13 protein-coding genes and 7 pseudogenes are annotated in these 17898 nt (G+C 48.3%); 1 reads left to right on the top strand and 19 read right to left on the bottom strand.

The window, feature by feature from the left end; all coding sequences use genetic code 11:
* The 4 genes and pseudogenes from DXA97_RS11290 to DXA97_RS11275 form a co-directional block, all read right to left on the bottom strand.
* On the bottom strand, nucleotides 1-144 hold a 144-nt coding region (locus tag DXA97_RS11290), incomplete at its 3' end, for a transposase (protein WP_182436867.1).
* A gap of 122 nt (nucleotides 145-266) precedes the next feature.
* Nucleotides 267-521, bottom strand: a pseudogene (locus tag DXA97_RS11285) (GTP pyrophosphokinase family protein); the annotation flags it as partial.
* Between the two features lie 9 nt (nucleotides 522-530).
* On the bottom strand, nucleotides 531-845 hold the full coding sequence (locus tag DXA97_RS11280; protein WP_347561565.1) for a hypothetical protein: 315 nt from the start codon (nucleotides 843-845) through the stop codon (nucleotides 531-533).
* Between the two features lie 98 nt (nucleotides 846-943).
* Complete coding sequence (locus tag DXA97_RS11275; protein ID WP_008400146.1) at nucleotides 944-2197, bottom strand: ATP-binding protein; 1254 nt, start codon at nucleotides 2195-2197, stop codon at nucleotides 944-946.
* Nucleotides 2198-2528: 331 nt separating this feature from the next.
* Here DXA97_RS11275 and DXA97_RS11270 point away from each other — a divergent pair, with 331 nt between their 5' ends.
* Entirely contained in the window at nucleotides 2529-2753 is a 225-nt protein-coding gene (locus DXA97_RS11270; RefSeq protein WP_118720126.1) for a LysR family transcriptional regulator, read from the top strand.
* 35 nt (nucleotides 2754-2788) lie between these two features.
* Here DXA97_RS11270 and DXA97_RS11265 read toward each other — a convergent pair.
* The 15 genes and pseudogenes from DXA97_RS11265 to DXA97_RS11195 all read right to left on the bottom strand — a co-directional run.
* Nucleotides 2789-2905 (bottom strand): annotated as a pseudogene (locus DXA97_RS11265) (DUF2992 family protein); the annotation flags it as partial.
* Nucleotides 2906-2916: 11 nt separating this feature from the next.
* Complete coding sequence (locus DXA97_RS11260; RefSeq protein WP_347561564.1) at nucleotides 2917-4080, bottom strand: DUF3048 domain-containing protein; 1164 nt, start codon at nucleotides 4078-4080, stop codon at nucleotides 2917-2919.
* Complete coding sequence (ybeY, locus tag DXA97_RS11255; RefSeq protein WP_118532552.1) at nucleotides 4077-4574, bottom strand: rRNA maturation RNase YbeY; 498 nt, start codon at nucleotides 4572-4574, stop codon at nucleotides 4077-4079. Before ybeY ends, DXA97_RS11260 begins: the two co-directional genes overlap by 4 nt.
* Before the next feature lie 101 nt (nucleotides 4575-4675).
* Nucleotides 4676-5694, bottom strand: a pseudogene (locus DXA97_RS11250) (PhoH family protein).
* Between the two features lie 65 nt (nucleotides 5695-5759).
* Nucleotides 5760-6904: pseudogene (locus tag DXA97_RS11245) on the bottom strand (sporulation protein YqfD).
* Between the two features lie 161 nt (nucleotides 6905-7065).
* Complete coding sequence (locus DXA97_RS11235; RefSeq protein WP_118720120.1) at nucleotides 7066-7335, bottom strand: YabP/YqfC family sporulation protein; 270 nt, start codon at nucleotides 7333-7335, stop codon at nucleotides 7066-7068.
* Nucleotides 7336-7422: 87 nt separating this feature from the next.
* On the bottom strand, nucleotides 7423-7599 hold the full coding sequence (gene rpsU, locus DXA97_RS11230; RefSeq protein WP_005539624.1) for a 30S ribosomal protein S21: 177 nt from the start codon (nucleotides 7597-7599) through the stop codon (nucleotides 7423-7425).
* A gap of 225 nt (nucleotides 7600-7824) precedes the next feature.
* Nucleotides 7825-10433, bottom strand: a pseudogene (gene alaS / locus DXA97_RS11225) (alanine--tRNA ligase).
* Nucleotides 10434-10539: 106 nt separating this feature from the next.
* Entirely contained in the window at nucleotides 10540-10665 is a 126-nt protein-coding gene (locus DXA97_RS21580) for a hypothetical protein (protein WP_279221163.1), read from the bottom strand.
* A 164-nt stretch (nucleotides 10666-10829) separates the two neighbouring features.
* Nucleotides 10830-11747: a lysozyme inhibitor LprI family protein gene (locus tag DXA97_RS11220; RefSeq protein ID WP_118720118.1), complete on the bottom strand. Its 918-nt coding sequence runs from the start codon at nucleotides 11745-11747 to the stop codon at nucleotides 10830-10832.
* Between the two features lie 213 nt (nucleotides 11748-11960).
* Nucleotides 11961-12443, bottom strand: coding sequence for a ribonuclease HI (rnhA, locus tag DXA97_RS11215; RefSeq protein ID WP_118720116.1), 483 nt, complete (start codon nucleotides 12441-12443; stop codon nucleotides 11961-11963).
* A 13-nt stretch (nucleotides 12444-12456) separates the two neighbouring features.
* A pseudogene (locus DXA97_RS11210) lies at nucleotides 12457-14057 on the bottom strand (MBL fold metallo-hydrolase).
* Nucleotides 14058-14108: 51 nt separating this feature from the next.
* Entirely contained in the window at nucleotides 14109-15584 is a 1476-nt protein-coding gene (gene spoIVA / locus DXA97_RS11205; protein ID WP_118720114.1) for a stage IV sporulation protein A, read from the bottom strand.
* 169 nt (nucleotides 15585-15753) lie between these two features.
* Nucleotides 15754-16988 (bottom strand): annotated as a pseudogene (locus tag DXA97_RS11200) (6-phosphofructokinase).
* Between the two features lie 196 nt (nucleotides 16989-17184).
* Nucleotides 17185-17895, bottom strand: a complete 711-nt coding sequence (locus DXA97_RS11195; RefSeq protein WP_118720112.1) for an ABC transporter ATP-binding protein — start codon at nucleotides 17893-17895, stop codon at nucleotides 17185-17187.
* Nucleotides 17896-17898 lie beyond the last annotated feature (3 nt).

Here is a 17898-nt window from a genome sequence, read left to right as displayed (position 1 = left end):
ATCGGATGCTATTTTCTGAACCAGTTCTTTTAGATAAGTCTCAATCTCTGCCGATAAAATCTTCCTGCGATATTTCACAGACCACACCACATGGTAGTTGATATTGTATACACAAGTTCTTGAATGTATTAATTTTTCTTTCATACACATAGTATACTATCATACAGAAGGAAACGCAAGCAAAATCGAACAAACTTTCGATTTTACTTGCGTTTCAGACGCTTTCATCTCGGCAATTGAATAACCGAGGATTCCCGCTTGTTATCCTAAATTTCGTGTAACATACCAATTTTGTCTTTTATTCTCTGCATTTCATTATCTGCTTCAATGATAGCTCTTGCAGAATGAAGTAATTCTTCACTTATCTCATCATAGCCAGGCATTTCTTCAATTCCTTTTTTATAGCGAAGTTGATGTTCCAATGTTGCCCAGAAATCCATACCATTGGTTCGAATCTGTAATTCTACACGCATAGGTGTTTTACCCTTAGCAAAAAATACTGGTATTTCAACAATCATATTTTTCCCAGATTATTTCTCCATCAGTTTTTCAAACCAGGTATCCATAGCTAGGATGAATTGACTTACGTCTGGCAATTCTTGCAGCATTTCGTTTAGGGTTTTGTGCTTCACATATTTCTGCACATACACCCAACAGGCAACGCTACTGGCTTCTGATACAATGTCAGCTATGGTTTTGCGCATAAGCTCTTCAAATTCAGCAATTTTTTCTTTCGGAACAACATCATACAGTGTTGGTGCCTGATGACTTATTTTTACTCCATTTTCATTTGCATCTTTAAGCAGATTCTTAACTTTTTCTCTTGAATTCTCCGGTACTTTCATGTACTCCCACATAAATGCTACCACATCGGCTGGCCTTATTTATATCATTTCACTCTTTTTTGAAATAGAACAACACCACAGCAACAACTCAAATCGACTTAAAATTCCAGACTATTCGCATTCAGCAAGAAATACTTCATTCCCATGATGACAAAACCTTCATCATTTCTCCAAGGCTTTTTGCTGCCATTTACAATGACGATCTTCTTGAAAGAGTCCGGGATATTACGCAGAGAATTGAACTCCTGCGTCTGTTTTTCTTCCGAAGTCATGTCATATGCAACCTGGATATAGTATCTCTGGTTTCCTTGATTCACCACAAAGTCAACCTCCAACTGCTTGCGAACACGTTTGCCCTCTTTATCCTTATCGAAGATATCCACGACACCCACATCAACATTGTAGCCACGGATCAACAGCTCGTTATAAACAATGTTCTCCATGATATGAGTAGGCTCCTGCTGTCTGAAATTCAGACGTGCATTTCTCAGTCCCAGATCCGTAAAGTAGTATTTCAGATTTGCACCGATATACTTTCTGCCCTTAATATCGTATCGGCTTGCCTTGGAAATCAAAAAGGCATCTGTCAAATAGTCGATATGCTTGGAGATGGTTTTATTAGCATAAGTCATCTGGCGCTCACTGGCAAAGGTATTGGCAATCTTTGAAGGGTTGGTCGGTGCGCCGATTGCAGATGCAAGCACATCAACCAGAATCCCAATCTCATCCACGTTCTGAATCTTATTTCTTTCAATAACATCCTTCAGATAGACATTTGCAAAGATGTTCTTCAGATAGTCCGCTTTCTGTCGTTCGCTCTGGAAACTTACGATCTGCGGCAATCCTCCGTAGATCATGTAGTCATCCCATGCATCATCATAATCGCCGTCATAGACAGAATAAAACTCTGCAAAGGAGAGAGGGTAGATTCTAATCTCATCACCTCTGCCACGGAATTCGGTCACAATGTCGCTGGACAGGAACTTGGAATTACTTCCGGTGACATACACATCAATATTGCTCATGCGGAGCAGGCTGTTCAGCACTTCCTCAAATTGTGACATAAACTGCACTTCATCAAGAAGCAGATAGTATTTGCCATCGTCTTTCATGGCATCTTTGATGTACTTGAAACACACTTTAGGATCTCTTAGTTCCTCATTTTCAATACCGTCCAATGCAATCTCAATAATATGATCAACATCAACGCCGTTCTCCAGTAAGTATCTCTTAAAGATGGTAAACAGCAAAAAGGATTTGCCACATCTACGAATGCCGGTAATCACCTTTATCATTCCATTATCTTTTCGCAGGGTCAGCTGCTGTAGGTAAGCGTCTCTTTTAATCTCCATCGTTACGCTCCCCCTTTCCGTGCATCTGCACACTTTTTAGTAATGAGATTCTATCACAGAACGACGTGATTTTCAATATGTATTCCCATTTTATGTGCATCTACACACTTTTATGTAATGTTGATAAATATATTTTCAGATTTTTTTGATTGCAGTGTCTATAATCGACTACTCCAATCGTTATTATAGGTAAACAACAAAAAGAAGATGGTTTCGATGTTTCATTAAATATGTTCGTTAGTCTTTTACGTTGTATGAATGAAAAGGACGGAAACGGATTCCCTTAACTGATCCTGAAGTAAATGTTACCTATCACCTGATTAGTTCCGCTATGCTATTTAGACAGATTGAATATTTTCAGGCTATCATTGAAACAGGGAACTTTTATCAGGCTGCTGAAAAATGTAATGTTTCCCAATCAGCTATTTCCCAACAGATAAAAAAGCTGGAACAGGAGCTTGGGGTAAAACTTCTTGACAGACATAACCGGACCTTCTCACTGACACCAGCAGGAGAACACTTTTACAGAAAAAGTCTCATTATACCCGACTGTTAAGGTAAGCATCATAGTTGGAAGTCATGAAGAGTTATATATTTCAAACTGGCATAATATTTTTGAATATATTCCTGCACCTCATAATCTTTTGGTTCTGCACCAAAAGTCACCTTTGCTACAGACAACTTACCGTCCTCGATACGCTCAACAAGTGATTATACTTTCATTCAATCTTCGCCGGCTGCATATCGTTCGTAGTGCAGATGCAGATCCAGGTCTTGCCCGGGTTTAAGGTAATCTCGTTGCCGGAAGCATCGTAGTAATGGCTCACACCAAACTCCCCGTCTTTTTCACAGGTGATGTCTTCCACTTTGCCATTGGAAATATAATACCCCCAGGTATCGGCCTGCACGTTGATGTTGCGGTACTCTGTCGATGCGTAATAAGCCGCCGGGCAATACTGGATGATAATGTTTTTCACCGCGATCTGCCCTTCGTCTCCCATATGCGGACCACCGTACTGGAACCGGTAATACAAACCATCATCCTCATGGTATTCAAACCACGGATTGTTTAATTTGTAGCCGGGCGTTACCTTATAGGCATCGCGCACATCGGCTCCATGCATAACTGCTTCCGTTCCTTCTTTTGCAAACCGGAAATGCCCGTCATAGTCTGCGTCGTATTCCTGGCTGTATCCCAGCTTTTCGATCGCACGCTGGATCCCGGCAAAGCTTGCATAGGCATTGTGCGGAGATTTTTTATCTTTGGATCGGAAATATGCGGTACTTCCCTGTCCTTCGATTCCATTGATGTTATCAATGAATTTTAAATATGGCTTTGCAAAGGTACTCTGGCCAAAATGCGCATAGATTGCATCAAATTCTCTTGCAAAATATACATAATAAGTACGGCAGCTGCGCACTGAACCGATCCGGGTCAGGTCATCATAATTTTCCATGATCGCCAGATAACGGTTCATGGTTGCCTCAACCGGAGCCTCATAAACCACCCCGGCCCGGTTGATGCCATACTGCGGCAAAGCCGCCTTGTCATTGCTCATCATGATTGCCAGCGGACGCCGGTTTCCCTGGGATACCGGCACCATTTCCCCAGTCAGATAACTGCGGATCATGCCATCCTTTTCGACTCTTGGCTCCTGCTCATCCGGATCAGCCAGATCGGTCTCCTGCACAGGCGCTTCAGTTTCCGGTGCCTCGGTTTCAATCTCGATTGGCTTTGTCTCCGGTTCCGGCACTGCCGATTCTACGGATATCTTATTCTCTGCTTCTTTTGCCTGACAGCCGGTCAGTGCCACAGCCCCCACCGTGAGACACCACGCTGCCATAACCCCTAACGCATACTTCTTCCCCTTGTTTTTTCTCATCTATGATAGCCCTCTCCTGCCAGTATTTCCCGTTGTCTGGTTTCCATGACTTCCCGCTCTGCATCTTCCATGTGGTCATAACCACACAGATGAAGCATGCTGTGCGCGATCAGAAAAGCAAGTTCGCGCTCCCTGGAATGGCCATATTTTTCTGCCTGCTCGATCACCTTTTCCACCGAAACAATGATGTCACCCAGGATCAGCTCTCCGGTCTCCGGATTAAAATAATCCTCCACTGCTTCCTCCACATGGCTGAAATCGGATTCTTTCTCAAAATCGATCATTGGGAAAGAAAGGACATCCGTCGGACGGTCGATCTGGCGGTAATCGCGGTTGATTTCCTGAATTGCGTCATTGTCCGTCAGGATCAGGTTTACTTCTGCCTCGTAAGGGCATTTCTCATAATCCAGCGCCGCCGGGATGATGTCGTTTGCCACCTTTTCATAGTCCACATCCAGGGGCTTGTCTGTCTCATATTCGATATTAATGGTCATGGTATCTTCCGCCTTTCTGACCGGCACACCAAGTCTTCCGGTCCTGTTTTATCGAAACGATTCTGTGTCGTCACCGCACGTTTTGCATCGCAGCTTTGTTTCTATTTATGATATTTGAAATCCCTCAGCCGGTGCGTTTTCTCCTTTGCAGGCTGTTTTGGCGTGGTTTTCTTTTCGTAATCGTCGTAAGCCTGTACGATCTTCTGAACCAGCGGATGACGTACTACATCATTGCTGGTCAGGTTGCAGAAACCGATATCGTCAATCTTTCCAAGCACCTTCATGGCAACGTCAAGACCGGATACTGCGCCGCTTGGCAGATCCTTCTGGGTCTTATCACCGGTGATGATGACCTTGGAACCAAAGCCGATTCGGGTTAAGAACATCTTCATCTGCGCAGGTGTCGTATTCTGCGCCTCATCCAGGATGATATAGGCATTGTCCAGGGTACGGCCTCTCATGTACGCAAGCGGTGCCACCTCGATCAGTCCCTTCTCCTGGTTATGCAAAAAGCTCTCTGCACCCATGATCTGGTACAGGGCATCGTAGAGCGGGCGCAGGTACGGGTCGATCTTGCTCTGTAAGTCACCCGGCAAAATCCAAGCTTCTCGCCTGCCTCAATGGCCGGACGCGTCAAAATGATACGGTTTACATCGCCATTTTTAAAGGCGGAGATCGCCATGGCCATGGCAAGGTAAGTTTTACCGGTTCCGGCAGGTCCGATGCCGAATACGATCATTTTCTTGCGGATGGTATCCACATACTGCTTCTGTCCTACGGTTTTCGGTTTTACCGGCTTTCCGTTGATGGTCCGGCAGATGATATCTTTATCGATCTCCAGGATCGCATCGTCTGACTCGGTAAAGCAAAGAGATAATGCATAGTCTACATTCTGCTCGGTAATGGCATTGCCGCGCTTTGACAGCTCAACCAGATTGTTGAACACGCTCTTTGCCCGGTGGATCATCAGTTCCGGTCCGATCAGCTTGATGGCACCATCTCTTGCCACGATCGTCACATGCAGCGTCCGCTCAATCTTTTTTAAATAGCCGTCAAACTGGCCGCATACATTTTTCTCATGCTCTGCCGGGATATCAATTATTGTCTCAATTACACTCATTCTGTCTTATTTGCTCCTTACTGTATCATACGAAATTTTCAGTTCAGAAAATTTCTACCTGTGAACTATTCTAGCTTTTGACCGGTCCCGGCAGGCTCCTCCACAGTCATGCTTCCGCAGATGGTCCAGCCGGTACTGTTATCTAATATTTTAACATCATTTTCGATTATTTGTACCCCTTTTTGTATAAAATCTTGTAATTTCCTTTCATGAACTGCTTTTGTTAAGGCATCTAGCTCTGTTTTCGTACGTTTCCGCTCCACAACTTCATATTCCCTGGCCGTGATTATCTCCGTCCAGACTGGCAGATAAAAGTCCTCAAACAAGACCAGCTGCTTTCCGGCACGCGTAACTTCCCACAGCTTCTTCTTTTGTACAGGGAGCATGGCAAGAAGATCTATTCTGCCTATGCGCAGCCGGAATCCGGTCTGTTTTTTTCCTGTAAAGCTTTGGATCTGTTCAAAACGAGGTACGTTTTCGCGGTAGCTTTCCTGTGTCTGCAGCAGGATATCTGCATCTGCACGCACAAACAGATTGCGCACCACCTCGCCGGAATCATCGGTAATCGGAACTATGCCCTCCACCAGAAGCTGTCCCGGTTTCACCTCATCTCCCGGCTGCACCGCTGCTTTTCCGGCCCTTACAATCATAGAAACGACTGTTCCTGCCTTTTCGGCCACCAGATTGCGCGGTGTCTCATCCTTTAATGGGATTTTTCCGGCTGTTTCATTTTCCCGGATCCGGATCTGCAGCCTGGTACCGGCTACATGGGCAGATACCCAGACAATCTGGGGACAACGGCTCCGAAGTTCCTCCTCGATCTGGTCACAGTCCACCTGGGACTTTCGCATTCCATAAATTACACCGATTTCCTGAAGCTCCCTGCTCAGAGTATCATTGGAAAAACGAAGGTTTCCGTCAAAGCTGATATTCCAGATAAACCGAGACATCACAAACAAAAGGAGAAAAAAGCCCGCGATGCCGGCTGCAAACAATTTTCGTTTCCGGTTCCGGTATAAAAAAAGGGCAGTCCCAGTTTTTCCTGAACACGGACCCGAACACCAGCCTTGCGCACAAACGGCCGGATCCGGAAAAAATCGGAAAGCAGCAGAAAAAACTGGTACTGTTCCTTTTCAAAGGTTAAATTCCACAACGAAATCCCATTTCCCCGGCACAGATTCAAAAAACGTTCCGGTGAGCCTCCTGTCATGCGTACCTTTACATATCCGGTGTAGCATTGTTTCAGCCACCGCACGCCGCATACCGCCTCCCGACTGTTCCAGACTCATCCCGTTCCCTTTTTTGTATCGCTTCCGCTTCGTCGCAGTTTTCTTTTTTCCAAAACAGGTGAGTCTCCCTGTCCTGCTCTTTTCAGTCACAAAATTCCATACTCTGGATCTGCCCGGATATTTTCATGGCATCCCGGTCGTAATATTCAATCCTCAATCGCTTCCCACAGATCTGAAGCCTGCAGTCTTTGCCTTTCAGGCGGATGCAGGAATCATCAAACCACAGGATCCCCCGGTAATTTTCCACGGTAACGCTGTATCTCCCGGAAAAAGACAACAAAATTTCCCCAAGGACCACATCTCCCGGAAGCTTCAAATGCTCTGTTGCAGCCTGTTTTGCCTGATCAAACACGGTATCGCTCCCAGTCTCTGTCTGCAAAGCCTTTGCAAATAAGATATGAAAAAATCCCTGGTCATAGACCAGGGATCAGAGAAATACTTAATTAAATTTGCGTTTTCTTGCAGCTTCAGACTTTTTCTTGCGTCTTACGCTTGGCTTCTCGTAATGCTCTCTCTTACGAATTTCCTGCTGAATACCAGCCTTTGCGCAGTTTCTTTTGAATCTGCGTAATGCGCTGTCCAGACTCTCGTTCTCTTTAACGATAACGTTTGACATAGCTCACACCTAACCTCCCTCCAGTTGTGTACTTGTGCATAATACAACTGTTTGGGTATTTTATAGCACTGGTATGATTATAGCACAAAATCTCTATTCGTCAACTGTTTTTTTAAGTTTTTTTGCAGATTTTCGTATTTTTTTGCAGGACAGCCGGAACACGCTGCTATTTACGCATCGCGCAAACAGTAACGTATCCCGGCTGTCTGTGTATTACAACATATTTTACTGGATCTGCTCTGCTGCAGTCTCGTAAGCCTTCTCAAGTGCAGCGTCCACACCGGCCGGGTTCTTACCGCCTGCCTGTGCCATGTTCGGACGTCCGCCGCCGCCACCGCCTACAAGTCCGGCAATGGCCTTGACTAAGTTGCCTGCATGAGCGCCCTTCTTCTGAGCCTCATCGGTTGCGGTTACCATCAGGTTAACCTTATCGCCCTGAACGGATGCCAGAACGATCACGCCCTCACCGAGCTTCTCTTTCAGCTGGTCACCCAGACCGCGCAGGCCGTTCATGTCAACATCTGCAACCTTTGCAGCCAGAACCTTCACGCCTTTGACATCGCGAACCTGGTTCATGACATCGCCTAACGCTTCATTTGCCAGTTTGCTCTTTAATTTCTCGTTCTCAGCGTGCAGTGCTTTCATCTCCTCCAGCATGGATTCGATCTTGCTCTTTAAATCAGCCGGGGTGGTCTTTGCTGCCTTCGCCGCCTCTGCTAACTCCTGCTCCATGTTCTCATAGTAGCGCATCAGACCGTCACCGGTCAGTGCTTCGATTCTGCGGACACCTGCTGCGATGCCTGCCTCAGAGAAGATCTTGAACGCATGAATCGTGCCAGTAGAAGCCACATGAGTACCGCCGCAAAGCTCCGTGGAGAAGTCGCCCATCTTAACCACACGGACCTTCTCACCATATTTTTCACCAAACAGTGCCATAGCACCGGTCTTCTTCGCTTCATCCAGACTCATCTCCTGAGTTACAACAGCCAGATTCTCCTGAATCTTTTCATTTACCAGATCTTCAACCTTTTTGATCTCCTCCGGAGTCATAGCGGAGAAATGGGTAAAGTCGAAACGGAGTCTGTCCGGGGTTACTAAGGAACCAGCCTGCTCTACATGATCGCCTAATACCGTACGCAGTGCCTTCTGTAACAGATGGGTTGCACTGTGGTTCTTCTCGGTAGAACGGCGGGAAGCCTCATTTACCTTTAAGGTAACGGTCTCGCCCACAGCCAGCATACCGCTGGTCATATGTCCCACATGGCCGATCTTTCCGCCCTGTAAGTGAATGGTATCTTCTACAACAAAGGTGCCATTGTTTGCTCCGGTGATCACGCCGGTATCGCCGCACTGACCGCCCATGGTTCCGTAGAACGGCGTCTCATCCACGATGATGGTTCCGCGCTGACCGTCGGTTAAAGCTTCCACGATCTCGGTATCGGTCGTCAGAACCGTGATCTTGGACTCATGCTGCAGTCTGTCGTAGCCAACGAACTTGGAAGTGATCTCAGCCGGGATAGACTGGTATACGGTAACATCTGCACCCATGTAGTTGGTTGTCTTACGTGCTTTTCTTGCTTTCTCACGCTGCTTTTTCATCGCTGCCTGGAAGCCGTCCTCGTCTACCGTCAGGTTCTTCTCTTCCAGGATCTCGATGGTTAAGTCTAACGGGAATCCGTAGGTATCGTACAGCTTGAATGCATTCTCGCCGGAAAGTACGGTCTCGTTCTTTGCGGACATCTCGCTCTCCATATCTGCAAGGATTGCAAGACCCTGGTCGATAGTCTTGTTGAACTTTTCTTCCTCTTCTGCAAGAACCTTTAAGATCATAGCCTTCTTCTCTTCCAGCTCCGGATAACCATCCTTGGAAAGCTCGATGACCGTCTTGGAAAGCTCCGGCATGAATCTGCCTCAATGCCAAGCAGACGTCCATGACGTGCCGCACGGCGGATCAGACGGCGCAGAACATAGCCACGGCCCTCGTTGGACGGCATGATGCCGTCGGAGATCATGAAAGTACAGGACTTCACATGGTCAGCGATGATACGCAGGGAAACATCTTTCTTATAGTCTACCTGATACTCGGTGTGTGCCAGGGCACAAACCTCATCCAGAAGTGCCTTGTTGGTATCTACGGTGAACAGGGAATCTACATCCTGAACAACCACGGCCAGACGCTCCAGACCCATACCGGTATCAATATTCTTCTGCTTTAACTCGGTATAGTTGCCATGTCCGTCGTTCTCGAACTGGGTGAATACGTTGTTCCATACCTCGATGTAACGGTCGCACTCACAGCCTACGGTACAGCCCGGCTTACCACAGCCGTACTTCTCACCACGGTCATAGTAGATTTCGGAACACGGACCGCACGGACCAGCGCCATGCTCCCAGAAGTTGTCCTCTTTGCCGAAGCGGAAGATTTTCTCTGCCGGAACGCCGATCTCCTTATTCCAGATGTTGAATGCCTCGTCATCGTCCAGGTATACAGACGGATACAGACGGTCTTTTTCCAGTCCTACAACCTCAGTTAAGAACTCCCAGGACCAGTGGATTGCCTCGTCCTTAAAATAATCGCCGAATGAGAAGTTGCCCAGCATCTCAAAGAAGGTGCCGTGGCGTGCAGTCTTACCGATGTTCTCGATATCACCGGTACGGATACACTTCTGGCAGGTGGTCACACGTCTTCTTGGCGGGATCTCCTGTCCGGTGAAATAAGGCTTTAACGGTGCCATACCGGAGTTGATGAGGAGCAGACTGTTGTCGTTGTGCGGCACCAGGGAAAAGCTCTTCATTGCCAGATGTCCCTTGCTCTCAAAGAATTCCAGGAACATTCTTCTCAGTTCATTTACTCCATACTTCTTCACTTTACTACTTCCTCCGTATTATCACTGTTTGCTGTATAGAACAGGAAACAGCTGGATTTTGCCAGACCGCCCTTTATGCGCGGTCTGCATCTTTCTTGTCTCTGAACTTCTTGCCGCAGATAATGCCCGCGTACGCGAGTGCTGCAAAGATAACGGCTTTTACGGTATATCCAATCAGACTTGTTGCGATTGCTGCCATAGTAAATTCCTCCTTATGTTCAGAAAAATATCAATTCATCTTTGTATCTTACCATAGGAAAAGACAATTATCAAGACCTAAACAGGCAGGAACACATGGTTCCTGCCTGCTTTCATGGATTGCGGATTGCAAATCGGCAGCATGCCAATCCTGCATTCTCACATCTATTCCTTTTTCCCGTCCAAAATGGTTTCGTAGCGCTCTGCAAGTTCATAGACCCGCTCCCTTGTGATGTCCCGCAGGGAACGGATATATTCCAGTTCTTCCAATGCACTGCCATTCTGTCTTTTTGAGTTTGATACCGCGGTACTCTCCCGGTCTCGCACCCAGCTGCGCTGTTCTGCGAAAAACGAGTTTTTTTCCTCGCCGGAGAGCTGCTGTTCCAGCACTTCCAGAATCCCCTGAAGCTTATTTTCCCAGATTTTCCGTTCCGAGTCAGCTGCTGCCTTCATGGCATTGGCACTTCCTTCCGCAGCTGCCTCACGCCGGCTCTGTGCCTGCTCGTCCAGTTTGGCGAGTTGGGACATAATCCCGCTTTTTTCTGCCTGTGCAGTCTCTGATGGATACATGGACTCATCCATTGCCTGTGCCTGTACTGCAGCCCCGGCTTCCGGTGATCTCTGCACTTCGGATGATGGTGCCGCTTTAAGAAGCGGCTGCGACTCTGATGCCCCGGCATTGCCTGCTGCTATCTGTGCTTCTTCTGTTTGCCCTACACCAGTCCATGCCTGACCGCTTTTTGTCTGCCCAGCACCAGCCGGCATCTGTCCGGATTCTATCCGCCCAGCACCAGCCAACGCCTGCCCGGATTCTGTTTGTCCAGCATTTGCCTGTCCTGCGGCAGTCACAGGTTGCCCGGATTCTGTCTGCCCTGTGCCAGTGAGTGTCTGTCCCGCATCAGCCAGTGCCTGTGCCACAGCTTCTTCTGCTATGGTCGTTGTTTCTGATTCATTGCTTCCTTCTGAGAGTTCCGAAACATATTCGTTCCCACCAGCTGCCAAATGTCGGACGGAATAATTCGTTACGCCAATCCCAGCCACGCAGATCACTGCAATGGCTACCCAGATTCCTTTTAATTTCATAAATTTCTTCAATCCTGTCTGTGGTATGATTCTGTCTGTTCCATATAAATACACTGCCTGCACCGGTCAGAGATCCGGTACCGGCTGTTTATTGCTGAACTTAACATACCACAAACAGGACGAAATGAAAATATAAGTTCAAAAGAAGTAAAAAATCGTAAGAAAGCCTTAACAGTTACCGCTTCCACAACAAATCAGCGGCTTCCCGCGCTTCTATGCGTCCAGTCCTTCATCCACCAGAAGATCCGTTCCGTCTGCTGCCGTTGTAGCCAGCTGGTCGCACCGCTCATTCTGCGGGTGCCCGGCATGTCCCTTCACCCAGATAAAGTTCACACGGTGCGGTGCCTTCGCCTTTAATAAGCGTTCCCAGAGGTCAATATTCTTCACGGGACCGCTCTTTCCGCGCTTCCAGTTGTTCTTCACCCAGTTGTCGATCCAGCGCTGGTTGAAGGCATCCGTCAGATATTTGGAATCTGAATACAGATCTACCTCACAGGGACGGTTTAATGCCTCCAGAGCCACGATCGCCGCCATCAGCTCCATCCGGTTGTTGGTGGTCTTTTTGTAGCCGGCAGACAATTCCCGCTCGTGGAGCACGCCCTTGCTGTCCGTAAAATGCAGCACGGCTCCGTAGCCGCCCGGTCCGTCTGGGTTGCCTCTCGCAGAACCATCTGTGTAAATCTGTACTTTTGACATAATCTAATTTCTCCTATCTGTCCCATTTATCGCATAATGCATTGATCTGGTCTGCGAATTTTCCCAGATCCTTGTTGGCTCCGCCCTCGTTGCGGCGGATGACGCCCATCAGGCGCTCGCCTGCAGCCAGAAGTCTCGCAAAGACTCCGCTCGCTTTCTTCGCCGGTGCGCTCTTGGCCGGGATCGGGATTCCGGCAGTCTCGCGTACCCAGACGCCTTTGATCAGATCAATTCCGCACCAGAATACGGTGCCTTGGCCGGCACGCCGGTCTTTTCGGTTAAAAGCTCTGCAAAGCGGTCGCAGACCTCGTCGTTGCCATGAACCACGAAAAACTGCTGCGGCTTCTTCTCAAATGCCAGGGCCCAGGCCAAAAGCCCGTTCTGGTCCGCATGACCGCTGATATCGTGAAGCACCTCAATGTGTGCCTCCACATCGATACTCTCACCAAAAAGCTTTACTTCCTTGCTTCCATCCACCAGTGCCCTTCCGATAGTACCCACTGCCTGGTAACCGGCAAAGATCACCGTACATTCCTTGCGCCACAAATTGTGTTTTAAATGGTGGCGGATACGGCCTGCATCGCACATACCGGAAGCAGAGATGATAACCTTTGGTTTGGCATCGAAGTTGATGTTAATGGATTCGTCGCTGGTTACGGAAAGCTTTAAGCCCGGGAACGAGATCGGGTTGATGCCCTCCTCAACCAGTTCCTTTGTTTCCTCATCGTAGCACTCCACCTGGTTTTCCTTGAATACGTGGGTGGCCTCCACGGCCAGCGGGCTATCGACATAAACTTCAAAATTATCGTGTCCATGGATCAGATGCTGGGATTTGATCTGACGGAAATAGTAAAGCAGCTCCTGGGTACGACCTACCGCAAAAGCAGGAATCACCACATTTCCGCCGCGGTCCAGTGTTTCCTGGACGATCCGCACCAGCTCCGAAATATGGTCTTTTCCTTTCTGGTGGAACCGGTCCCCGTAGGTGGACTCCATCACCGCATAATCTGCTTCCGCTGTGTAGATCGGATCACGGACCAGCGGTTTGTTGAAGTTGCCGATATCACCGGAAAAGACAATCTTCTTCTCCACACCGTCTTCCTTCATCCAGATCTCGATCGAAGCAGATCCAAGAAGGTGGCCGATATCCGTAAACCGGATGGAAACCTCATCGTTGACTTCCACGATTTCCCCATAATGATAGCCTTCAAAATGCTCCAAAACGCCCAGCGCATCGTTCATCTCATATAACGGCGGGACCTCCGGGCGTCCGGCACGTCTTGCCTTCCGGTTCTTCCACTCCGCATCCATCTCCTGAATGTGCGCACTGTCCTTTAACATGATGTTGCACAGGTCACAGGTCGCATTGGTTGCAATGACCCTGCCTTTAAATCCTCTCGCATAAATGTAAGGCAGCATACCTACATGGTCAATATGCGAATGGGTCAGAAGCACAAACTGGATATCCGACCACGGCACCGGCGGTTCTACATTTTCATAAATGTTGACACCCTGCTCCATACCACAGTCAACCAGGAATTTTGTTGTTCCCACTTCCAGATAATGACAGCTGCCTGTTACCTCATGTGCTGCTCCGCTGAAAACTAGTCTCATATAGCACCCTCCTTTTGTATCTATGTGCTCTCGGAGTCCGAGGGTACATGTTTAAATGATGATACAGATCAGGCCTCCGTTGCTGTCGTTGATGATCTTCTGGAGCGCATCCTGAAGCTTTGCCTGACACTCCTCTGTCATCTGGTTCACTTTAGCCTGAATCCCATCTTCTACAATCTGTTCTATGGATTTTCCAAATATATTTGTCTCCCAGATCCCGTTTTCTTCCCGGTTTGCATTTTCCTTCATATATGCGATCAGATCCTGCGCCTGCTGCTCGCTCCCCACAATGGGCGCGATCTCCGTCTGGATCTGGGCGCGAATCAGGTTGATGGACGGCGCTTCGGCTTTCATCTTGACACCGTAACGGTTTCCGTGACGGATCACCGCCGGTTCATCCAAAACAATCTCTGACCGCTCCGGTGTCACCACGCCATAGCCCCTTGCCCGCACCTGTTCCAGCGCGTTCTGGATCTTATCGTACTCCGTGCGCTTCGCTGCCAGCTCTTTTAGCTGCTGCATCAGCTGGTATTCATCTGCGATCTGGAGTCCGGAAAAATCACTGAGGATCCGATAATAATAGCCTTCATCAAACAGCATCCTCACCTGGACTCTGCCGTCAGACAGTTCCATGCGCCCGGTCTCCATACCGCTTACCGCCTCTGCTTCTTCATCCTTCCAGGACGCTTTTAAATCCTTCATCCGGCGGATGTGGCTCATGGCGTTTTTCGCCGCTTTTACCGCCTGCTGCTTTAACCAGTGGGAAGATGGCAGGATTTCCAGCCACTTCGGGATCTGGAAATCCACCTCCGTCACCGGAAATTCAAACAGGATCTGCTTTAAGATCTGGTAAATATCCGTGGTTTTTAACTGCTCGCAGTTGACTGGCATGACACAGACCTCATACTGTGCTTCCATATCCTTTGCAAGCGTTCTTGTTTCCTCTGAATACGGGCGGCTGGAGTTTAAAAGTACCAGAAACGGCTTTCCGATCTCTTTTAATTCCCGGATTGCCGTTTCTTCTGGTTTTATGTAGGCTTCCCGTTCCAGTTCGCCAAACGAGCCATCGGTCGTGATCACGAGACCGATCGTGGAATGATCGCGGATGACCTTCCGCGTTCCGATCTCTGCTGCCATGGTAAACGGAATGCTCTCCTCAAACCACGGGGTCTTCACCAGGCGCTCTTTCTCGTTTTCCATGTGTCCGCTGGCGCCCTCAGTCATAAAGCCTACACAGTCCACCAGACGGACACGGACCTGGGTGTCTTCCCCAAGATCGATCTTAGCTGCTTCCTTGGGCACAAATTTCGGTTCTGTCGTCATGATCGTTTTTCCCGCCGCACTCTGCGGCAGTTCATCCCGCGTGCGGTTTTTCTGGTGTTCATCGGTGATTCCCGGTAAAACCATCTGCTCCATAAACCGCTTGATAAACGTTGATTTTCCGGTCCGCACCGGTCCGACCACGCCAAGATAGATTTCGCCGCCGGTCCTGGCCTGGATATCCCGGTATACACTGTACTGATCCATATAGACACTCCCCCGCCAAAAACAGATTTATTTGTTGCTGCAAACAGTAACATTTTTGCTGTTATTAACACTATATGCAGGAGTGTCTGGGAATCATGCGCTTTTATCGCGGAAACTTGCATCCGGAAACTATGTACTTTGCCGCAGAAACTTACGTTCCAGACATAAACTACCGCTTTCCCATGTAAAGATGGCGCGGAATTCCGTCTACCATAACCGACGGGGAATCGCCCTGGATCAGCGGTCTGACATAATCGATAAATTCTTCGGTCACATAAGTACCATCCTTGGTGATCCATTCTCTCGGGACCATCTTTTCACCATTGGCGATCTTATGGACATCGTAAATACCGGTTGCACACTGGTACGGGTCGTCCGAAACGCGGTCGATGACTACCATCTTTCCGGAATCGCCCTCATCTGCCGCCTTCACTGCGGCACCGCCTACCATAAAGGCTTCGTTTACATCAACGCGGGATGCCAGGTGGGCTGCGCTTCGCTGCAGGGTTGAAAATTCGACCGCACGGGTCTTGCAGCCAAGCTCTGCATGGATCACATTCGACAGATAGGTGGCCGTTCCCGCCAGCTGCTTGTGTCCGAAAGCATCCACATAATCGGATGCGCTTCCAAGCTCACTGACATAGCGTCCGTCTTTGATGCGGATTCCCTCGGAAACCGCCACAACCACGACGTCTTTCTTCTCCAGAAGCTTTTTTACCCTTCCGGTAAACTTTTCAATATCGAACGTCAGCTCCGGCAGATAGATCAGGTCCGGTCCGTCGCAGTCCTCGCCGCGCGAGAGCGCTGCAGCTCCGGTCAGCCAGCCTGCATTGCGGCCCATGATTTCGATAATGATCACCTGTTTCTTTTTATAGGAAAAGCCAAGTCCATCCCGAATGACTTCCTTGGTGGAGGTTGCAATGTACTTCGCCGCACTTCCGTAACCCGGAGTGTGATCTGTCAGCGCCAGATCGTTGTCGATGGTTTTCGGAACACCGACAAACTTCTGGGACTGCCCGGTTAAGATTGCGTAATCCGAAAGCTTCTTGATGGTATCCATGGAATCATTTCCGCCGATATAGATAAAACATTCGATATTCAGTTTGTTTAAGATTTCAAAAATCTTCACGTAGATTTCCTGATTCTCATGGATATCCGGCAGCTTGTAACGGCACGTTCCCAAAAATGCAGATGGTGTGCGCTTTAAGATTTCCACGTCCAGATCACTGCGGATATATTTGGACAGATCCACATACTGCTCATCCATCAGCCCTGAATGCCGAAAAGCATTCCATATACCTTTTTTGCACCGCGGTCGATCGCCGTGCGGTAAACACCTGCAAGACTGGAATTGATGACGGCAGTCGGCCCTCCGGACTGTCCAACGATTACATTGCCCTTCATAGTAAACCCTCCTTATCAAATTTTCCCCAATGCTATGTAATGCAATAATACCACAAAAAGGAGCGAAAAGTCTAGGACTTTCCACTCCTTTTTCTATTATTTTCAGACAGTTTATAATTTTGAAACAAATTCTCTTTTTTTGTCAAATTACCTCGTCTGTTTCACTTTTTGTTGCGTTTCGCACAATCTTTTACTTTTACTCGCTTAAGTATGCCTTCTTGACGGAATCGTCGTTCATCAGGTCTTTGGCATCTCCGCTGAGCGCAATCTTACCGGTTTCCAGAACATATGCGCGGCTCGCAATGGAAAGCGCTTTCTTCGCGTTCTGCTCAACCAGAAGTACCGTCACACCGTCTGCGTTGATCTTCTGGATGATATCGAAGATTTCATTTACATAGAGCGGGGACAGACCCATGGACGGCTCGTCCATAACGATCAGCTTCGGATGGGACATCAGCGCACGGCCCATAGCCAGCATCTGCTGCTCACCACCGGACAGGGTTCCTGCCATCTGGTTTTTACGCTCTTCCAGACGCGGGAAACGCTCGTAAATCATCTTCAGGGTTTCTTCCATCTCGTTTTTGTCGTTTCTGGTATAAGCCCCCAGCTTTAAGTTCTGAAGTACGGAAAGCTCTGCAAATACACGGCGTCCCTCCGGCACATGGGCGATTCCCATGCCAACCAGTTTATAACCCGGAATCTTTGTAATATCCTGTCCCTCATAGGTAATGGTACCCGCCTTCGACGGGATCAGGCCGGTAATGGTCTGCAGGGTCGTTGTCTTTCCTGCACCATTTGCTCCGATCAGGGCGATGATTTCTCCCTGGTTTACCTCAAATGAGATTCCCTTGATTGCCTGGATCACACCGTAGTAGACTTCCAGGTCTTTTACCTCAAGTATTGCCATCGC

The sequence above is a fragment of the Clostridium sp. OF09-36 genome (assembly GCF_003481985.1).
Taxonomy (GTDB): domain Bacteria; phylum Bacillota; class Clostridia; order Lachnospirales; family Lachnospiraceae; genus Brotaphodocola.
This window is presented reverse-complemented; position numbering and strand designations above follow the sequence as displayed.

Excerpts from the sequence above, each read along its gene's own strand:
- DXA97_RS11280 (WP_347561565.1), bottom strand. The coding sequence starts at position 845 with ATGAAAGTACCGGAGAATTCAAGAGAAAAAGTTAAGAATCTGCTTAAA.
- spoIVA (WP_118720114.1), bottom strand. The coding sequence starts at position 15,584 with ATGGATCAGTACAGTGTATACCGGGATATCCAGGCCAGGACCGGCGGC.
- DXA97_RS11260 (WP_347561564.1), bottom strand. The coding sequence starts at position 4,080 with ATGAGAAAAAACAAGGGGAAGAAGTATGCGTTAGGGGTTATGGCAGCG.
- DXA97_RS11270 (WP_118720126.1), top strand. The coding sequence starts at position 2,529 with ATGCTATTTAGACAGATTGAATATTTTCAGGCTATCATTGAAACAGGG.
- rpsU (WP_005539624.1), bottom strand. The coding sequence starts at position 7,599 with ATGTCAAACGTTATCGTTAAAGAGAACGAGAGTCTGGACAGCGCATTA.
- ybeY (WP_118532552.1), bottom strand. The coding sequence starts at position 4,574 with ATGACCATTAATATCGAATATGAGACAGACAAGCCCCTGGATGTGGAC.
- DXA97_RS21580 (WP_279221163.1), bottom strand. The coding sequence starts at position 10,665 with ATGGCAGCAATCGCAACAAGTCTGATTGGATATACCGTAAAAGCCGTT.
- DXA97_RS11195 (WP_118720112.1), bottom strand. The coding sequence starts at position 17,895 with ATGGCAATACTTGAGGTAAAAGACCTGGAAGTCTACTACGGTGTGATC.
- DXA97_RS11275 (WP_008400146.1), bottom strand. The coding sequence starts at position 2,197 with ATGGAGATTAAAAGAGACGCTTACCTACAGCAGCTGACCCTGCGAAAA.
- rnhA (WP_118720116.1), bottom strand. The coding sequence starts at position 12,443 with ATGTCAAAAGTACAGATTTACACAGATGGTTCTGCGAGAGGCAACCCA.
- DXA97_RS11220 (WP_118720118.1), bottom strand. The coding sequence starts at position 11,747 with ATGAAATTAAAAGGAATCTGGGTAGCCATTGCAGTGATCTGCGTGGCT.